This window comes from Verrucosispora sp. SN26_14.1 (genome assembly GCF_004307965.1).
Taxonomy (GTDB): domain Bacteria; phylum Actinomycetota; class Actinomycetes; order Mycobacteriales; family Micromonosporaceae; genus Micromonospora.
The window spans coordinates 1-4,988 of record NZ_SISL01000434.1 but is presented as its reverse complement, the minus strand read 5'-3'; the positions used below and the strand labels follow the sequence as shown (position 1 = coordinate 4,988).

General features: G+C 72.6%; 5 protein-coding genes. All 5 read right to left on the bottom strand.

Going from position 1 to position 4,988, the window contains the following annotated elements:
* Positions 1-76 precede the first annotated feature (76 nt).
* Entirely contained in the window at positions 77-850 is a 774-nt protein-coding gene (locus EYA84_RS26320; RefSeq protein ID WP_131056340.1) for a 2-keto-4-pentenoate hydratase, read from the bottom strand.
* Positions 847-1,908 (bottom strand): 4-hydroxy-2-oxovalerate aldolase, encoded by a 1,062-nt coding sequence (dmpG, locus tag EYA84_RS26315; protein ID WP_131056344.1) that lies wholly within the window; start codon positions 1,906-1,908, stop codon positions 847-849. The genes EYA84_RS26320 and dmpG overlap by 4 nt, the downstream gene beginning before the upstream one ends.
* A gap of 35 nt (positions 1,909-1,943) precedes the next feature.
* On the bottom strand, positions 1,944-2,888 hold the full coding sequence (locus tag EYA84_RS26310; RefSeq protein WP_131056342.1) for an acetaldehyde dehydrogenase (acetylating): 945 nt from the start codon (positions 2,886-2,888) through the stop codon (positions 1,944-1,946).
* The gene (locus tag EYA84_RS26305; RefSeq protein ID WP_131056338.1) at positions 2,885-3,679 is read right to left on the bottom strand and encodes a 2-keto-4-pentenoate hydratase; all 795 of its coding nucleotides are present in this window, start codon (positions 3,677-3,679) and stop codon (positions 2,885-2,887) included. The genes EYA84_RS26310 and EYA84_RS26305 overlap by 4 nt, the downstream gene beginning before the upstream one ends.
* Positions 3,676-4,988 (bottom strand): 2-hydroxymuconic semialdehyde dehydrogenase (locus EYA84_RS26300; protein ID WP_131056336.1); only part of this gene is annotated, 1,313 nt, incomplete at its 5' end. The genes EYA84_RS26300 and EYA84_RS26305, both read right to left, overlap by 4 nt.

Genomic DNA, 4,988 nt, shown 5'->3' with positions numbered 1-4,988 from the left:
GGGATCAAGCCTGACCGCCCGGAGCCGGTCGGGCTGCCCGGAACCCCCACCACGCACCCACGCACAAGCACAGACATCAAGAACCAGCCCGAACCGAAGCCCCACCAAGCTTCTCCACCACAGCCCGCACCCGCACCCCCGCCCGCAACGGCACCGCCGCCGTAGCCGCCCCCGCCAGGAACACCCACCCCTCCCGCAGCCGTACGCCGTGCCGCCCGGCCAGCCGGATGCCCTCGTCCAGGGCCCGGCGCGGGTCGCCGAGGATGGCCGCCGTCGAGCCGACCTGGGCGACTCGTCCGTCGACCTCCAGCAGTACGCCGAGGTTCTCCAGCCCGTCGGGCACGGGTGACCAGGGGCCGATCACGAACGCGCCGGCCGAGGTGTTGTCGGCGATGACGTCCGGCAGGGAGAAGGTGAAGTTCGCGTACCGGCTGTCGATCAGCTCGATCGCCGGGGCGACGGCGCGGACCGCGTCGGTGAAGTCGCCGACCGGCTCGCCGGGTTCGGGCAGCCGGTCCAGCAGGAACGCCACCTCGGGTTCGACCCGGGGGTGGATGAAGCCGGTCACGTCGACCGTGCCGCCGTCGGGGATCCGCATGGTGTCGGTGAGTCGACCCCAGATCACCTCGTCCACCCCGACCTGGGCCATCTTGGCCTTGCTGGTCAGTCCCATCTTCAGCCCGACCAGCCGCTCGCCACGGTCGAGCCGGCGTTGCACGAGAGCGGCCTGCACCGCGTACGCGGTGTCGACGTCGAGTCCGGTCTCGGCGGCGAGCTGCGGTACGGCGGTGGCCGTGTCGGCCGCCCGGTCCAGTGTCGCCGCGATCTGCGCGATGTCCGGCCCGATCATGTTCTCTCCTGCCCGGCGAGGTCCAGCGCCACGTCGACGATCATGTCCTCCTGCCCGCCGACCATCCGCCGTCGGCCGAGTTCGACCAGGATGGAGCGGACGTCCACGCCGTACCGGGCGGAGGCCCGTTCGGCGTGCCGGAGGAAGCTTGAGTAGACCCCGGCGTAGCCGAGGGAGAGGGTTTCCCGGTCCACCTGGACGGGCCGGTCCTGGAGCGGGCGGACGATGTCGTCGGCGGCGTCCATCAGCGCGAAGACGTCGCAGCCGTGCTCCCAGCCGTGCAGTTCGGCGACCGCGACGAAGACCTCCAGCGGCGCGTTGCCGGCCCCGGCGCCCATTCCGGCGAGCGAGGCGTCCACCCGGACGGTCCGCCCGTGCGGGGCGTCCGGGCCGACCGCGTCGGCGCCGACGACGCGCCCGTGCTCGACGGCGGCCACGCTGTTGGCCACTCCCAGCGAGAGGTTGTGGTGGGCGTGGATGCCGATCTGCGTGGTCGGCTCCAACACCTGCCGGTACGCGTCGACGCGTTGCGCCACGTCGGATGTCAGCAACCGGCCGCCGGAGTCGGTGACGTAGACGCAGTGCGCCCCGTACGACTCCATCAGTCTGGCCTGGGCGGCCAGCCCGGCCGGGTCGTTCATGTGCGACATCATCAGGAAGCCGGAGACGTCCATGCCGTTCTCGCGCGCCCACGAGATGTGCTGGGCGGAGATGTCGGCCTCGGTGCAGTGGGTGGCGATCCGGACGCTGGTCACACCGAGCGCACGCGCCGCCTTGAGGTCGGCGATGGTGCCGATGCCGGGCAGCAGCAGGGTGGTCAGCTTGGCGGTGGTCATCACCTCGGCCGCCGCCGCGATCCAGTCGGCGTCGCTGGCCGCGCCGTGGCCGTAGTTGACGCTGGAACCGGCGAGACCGTCGCCGTGCGCCACCTCGATCGCGGCCACCCCGGCGGCGTCCAGCGCGGCGGCGATGGTGCGGACCTGGTCGACGGTGTACCGGTGGGCGACGGCGTGCATGCCGTCGCGCAACGTCACGTCCTGGATGTACAGTTCGGTCATCGGACCGCCCTCCACGACCGTCCCGTCGTCAGTACTCACGTCCGCACCCCCTCGGCGCGCAGGGCGACCAGGCGCTGCGCGGTCCGCAGCGCGGCCGAGGTCATGATGTCCAGGTTCCCGGCGTACGCGGGCAGGTAGTGCCCGGCACCGGCGACCTCCAGGAAGACCGTCACCTGTACGCCGGTGAGCTGCCGGCCCAGCGTCGGCACGTACCCGTCCACCCGGTCGAACTGCACGTCCTGCTTGAGCCGGTAGCCCGGGACGTACTCCTGCACCTCGGCGACCATCGCGGCGACCGACTCGGCGATGGCGGCCCGGTCGGCGTCCGGGTCCGGGCAGAGGCAGTAGACGGTGTCGCGCATCAGCAGCGGCGGCTCGGCCGGGTTCAGCACGATGATCGCCTTGCCGCGTTCCGCGCCGCCGACCACCTCGATGGCGCGCGCGGTGGTCTCGGTGAACTCGTCGATGTTGGCCCGGGTGCCCGGACCGGCCGACCGCGAGGCGATCGAGGCGACGATCTCGCCGTACGCCACCGGGGTGACCCGGCGGACCGCCGCCACGATCGGCACGGTCGCCTGTCCACCGCAGGTCACCATGTTCAGGTTCGTCTCGTGCAGGTGCTCGTCGAGGTTGACCGGCGGCACCACGTACGGGCCGATGGCAGCCGGGGTCAGGTCGACCACCGTGCGCCCGTGGCGGCGCAGCACGGCGTCGTTGTGCCGGTGCGCGCCGGCCGACGTGGCGTCGAAGACCAGGTCGACGTCGGCGAACTCGGGCATCGCGACCAGGCCGTCCACGCCCTCGGCGGTGGTGGACACGCCGAGGCGGCGGGCGCGGGCCAGGCCGTCGGAGGTCGGGTCGATGCCGGCCATCGCCACCATCCGCAGGCCACCGTCGGCGTCACCGCCAGAGCGGAGCACCTTGATCATCAGATCGGTGCCGATGTTGCCGGACCCGATCACCGCCACTCCGGCCATCAGGACGCCTCCTTCGCGAAGCAGGCCCGGACCGAACCGAGCCCGGAGATACGTGCCTCGTACGTCGCACCGGCCGTCACCGGCACCATCGGCCCGAGCGCACCGGAGAGCACCACGTCCCCGGCGCACAGCGGGTCACCGGCGCGGGCCAGGGTGCCGGCCAGCCAGGCCAGCGCGTGCAGCGGGTTGCCGAGGCAGGCCGCCCCGGCACCGACCGACACCGGCTCCCCGGCGTGCTCCAGCACCATCCCGGCCAGCCGCAGGTCCACGTCGCCGACCCGGCGCGGCGAGGTGCCGAGCACGAACAGTCCGCTGGAGGCGTTGTCCGCGACCGTGTCCACGATGGAGATGTCCCACCCGGCCACCCGCGAGTCGACGACCTCGATGGCCGGCAGCAGGTGGTCGACGGCGCGCAGCACGTCCACGGTGGTGATCCGGGCGTCGGGCAGGTCGGCGCCGAGCACGAAGGCGATCTCCGCTTCGACGCGGGGCTGGAGCAGCCGGTCCAGGGCGATCTCGGCCCCGTCGGGCACCGCCATGACGTCGGTGAGCACACCGAAGTCCGGCTCGTACACGCCGAAAGCCTCCTGGACCGCCCGGGAGGTCAGCCCGACCTTCGCCCCCACCCGGCGCTGACCGGACGCCAGCCACTCGCGGACCTGGATCTGCTGCACCCGGTACGCCGCCTCGACGTCCCCTTCGGGCAGCAGCCTCCCGCGCAGCGGCGGGCACGGCTTCCCACTCTCCCGAGCCTCGATCAGTTCCCGGCCGACAGCATCGAAGTCAACGGTCATGAGAGATCCACGCAGACGTTGGTGAGCTCGGAGTAGAAGTCGAGCGAGTGCACGCCGCCCTCGCGACCGATGCCGGACGCCTTCACCCCGCCGAACGGGGTACGCAGGTCGCGCAGGAACCACGTGTTGACCCAGACGATGCCGGTGTCCAGTCGGGCGCCGGCCCGGTGCGCCCGGCCCACGTCCCGGGTCCACACGGTCGCCGCCAGGCCGTACTCGGTGCCGTTGGCCAGCTCGTACGCCTCGTCCTCGGTGTCGAAGGGCGCCACGTGCACCACCGGTCCGAAGATCTCCTCACGGTTGGTGCGGGCGTCCGGGCCGAGGCCGGTCAACACGGTCGGCTGCACGTACGCGCCACCGTCGCGGGCGTCGCCGAACTGCGGCGTCCCGCCGCCGGCCAGCACCTGTGCGCCCTCGGCGCGGGCCAGGTCGTAGTGACCGAGCACCTTGTCCCGGTGGATGTGCGAGATCAGCGGCATGTTCACCGTCGCCTCGTCGGCCGGCCAGCCGTACGCCAGCTCGGCGGCGCGCGCGGCCAGCCGCTCGGTGAACTCCTCGAACACCGGCCGCTGCACGAGGATCCGCTCGGTGCAGAGGCACACCTGGCCGCCGTTGGTGAAGCTGGACCGGACCGAGCCGGCGACCGCCGCGTCCAGGTCGGCGTCGGCGAAGACCAGCCCGGCGTTCTTGCCGCCGAGCTCGAAGCTGACCGCCTTCACGCCGTCGGCGGCGGCGCGCATGATGGCGCTGCCGGTGGCGGACTCCCCGGTGAAGGTGATCGCGTCGACGCCCGCGTGCCGGGTGAGGAACTCCCCGGCGGAACCGGGACCGAAGCCGTGCACCAGGTTGAACACGCCGTCGGGCACACCGGCCGCCGCCATCACCTCGGCGAGCAGCGTGGCCGAGGCGGGCGTCTCCTCGCTGGGCTTGACCACCACCGCGTTGCCGCAGGCCAGTGCCGGTGCGACCTTCCAGGTGAGCAGCAGCAGCGGCAGGTTCCACGGCACGATCACCGCGACCACGCCGACCGGCTTGCGGACCGCGTAGTTGAGCGCCCGCCCACCGGTCGGGGTGACCGTGGTGAACGACTCGGTCGGCGCGGTCGCCACGATCTCGGCGAACGCCCGGAAGTTGGCCGCGCCACGCGGGATGTCCAGGGTGCGGGCCTGTGAGATGGCCTTGCCGGTGTCGGCTACCTCGGCGGTGACCAGATCGTCGAAGCGGCGTTCCAGCTCGTCGGCGACCCGACGCAGCACCTCGGCGCGTTCCCGCTCCCCCATCCGGCCCCACGGCCCGCGCAGCGCCGCCC

Coding starts and splice junctions, on each gene's coding strand:
- EYA84_RS26320 (WP_131056340.1), bottom strand. CDS start 850: ATGATCGGGCCGGACATCGCGCAGATCGCGGCGACACTGGACCGGGCG.
- dmpG (WP_131056344.1), bottom strand. CDS start 1,908: ATGACCGAACTGTACATCCAGGACGTGACGTTGCGCGACGGCATGCAC.
- EYA84_RS26305 (WP_131056338.1), bottom strand. CDS start 3,679: ATGACCGTTGACTTCGATGCTGTCGGCCGGGAACTGATCGAGGCTCGG.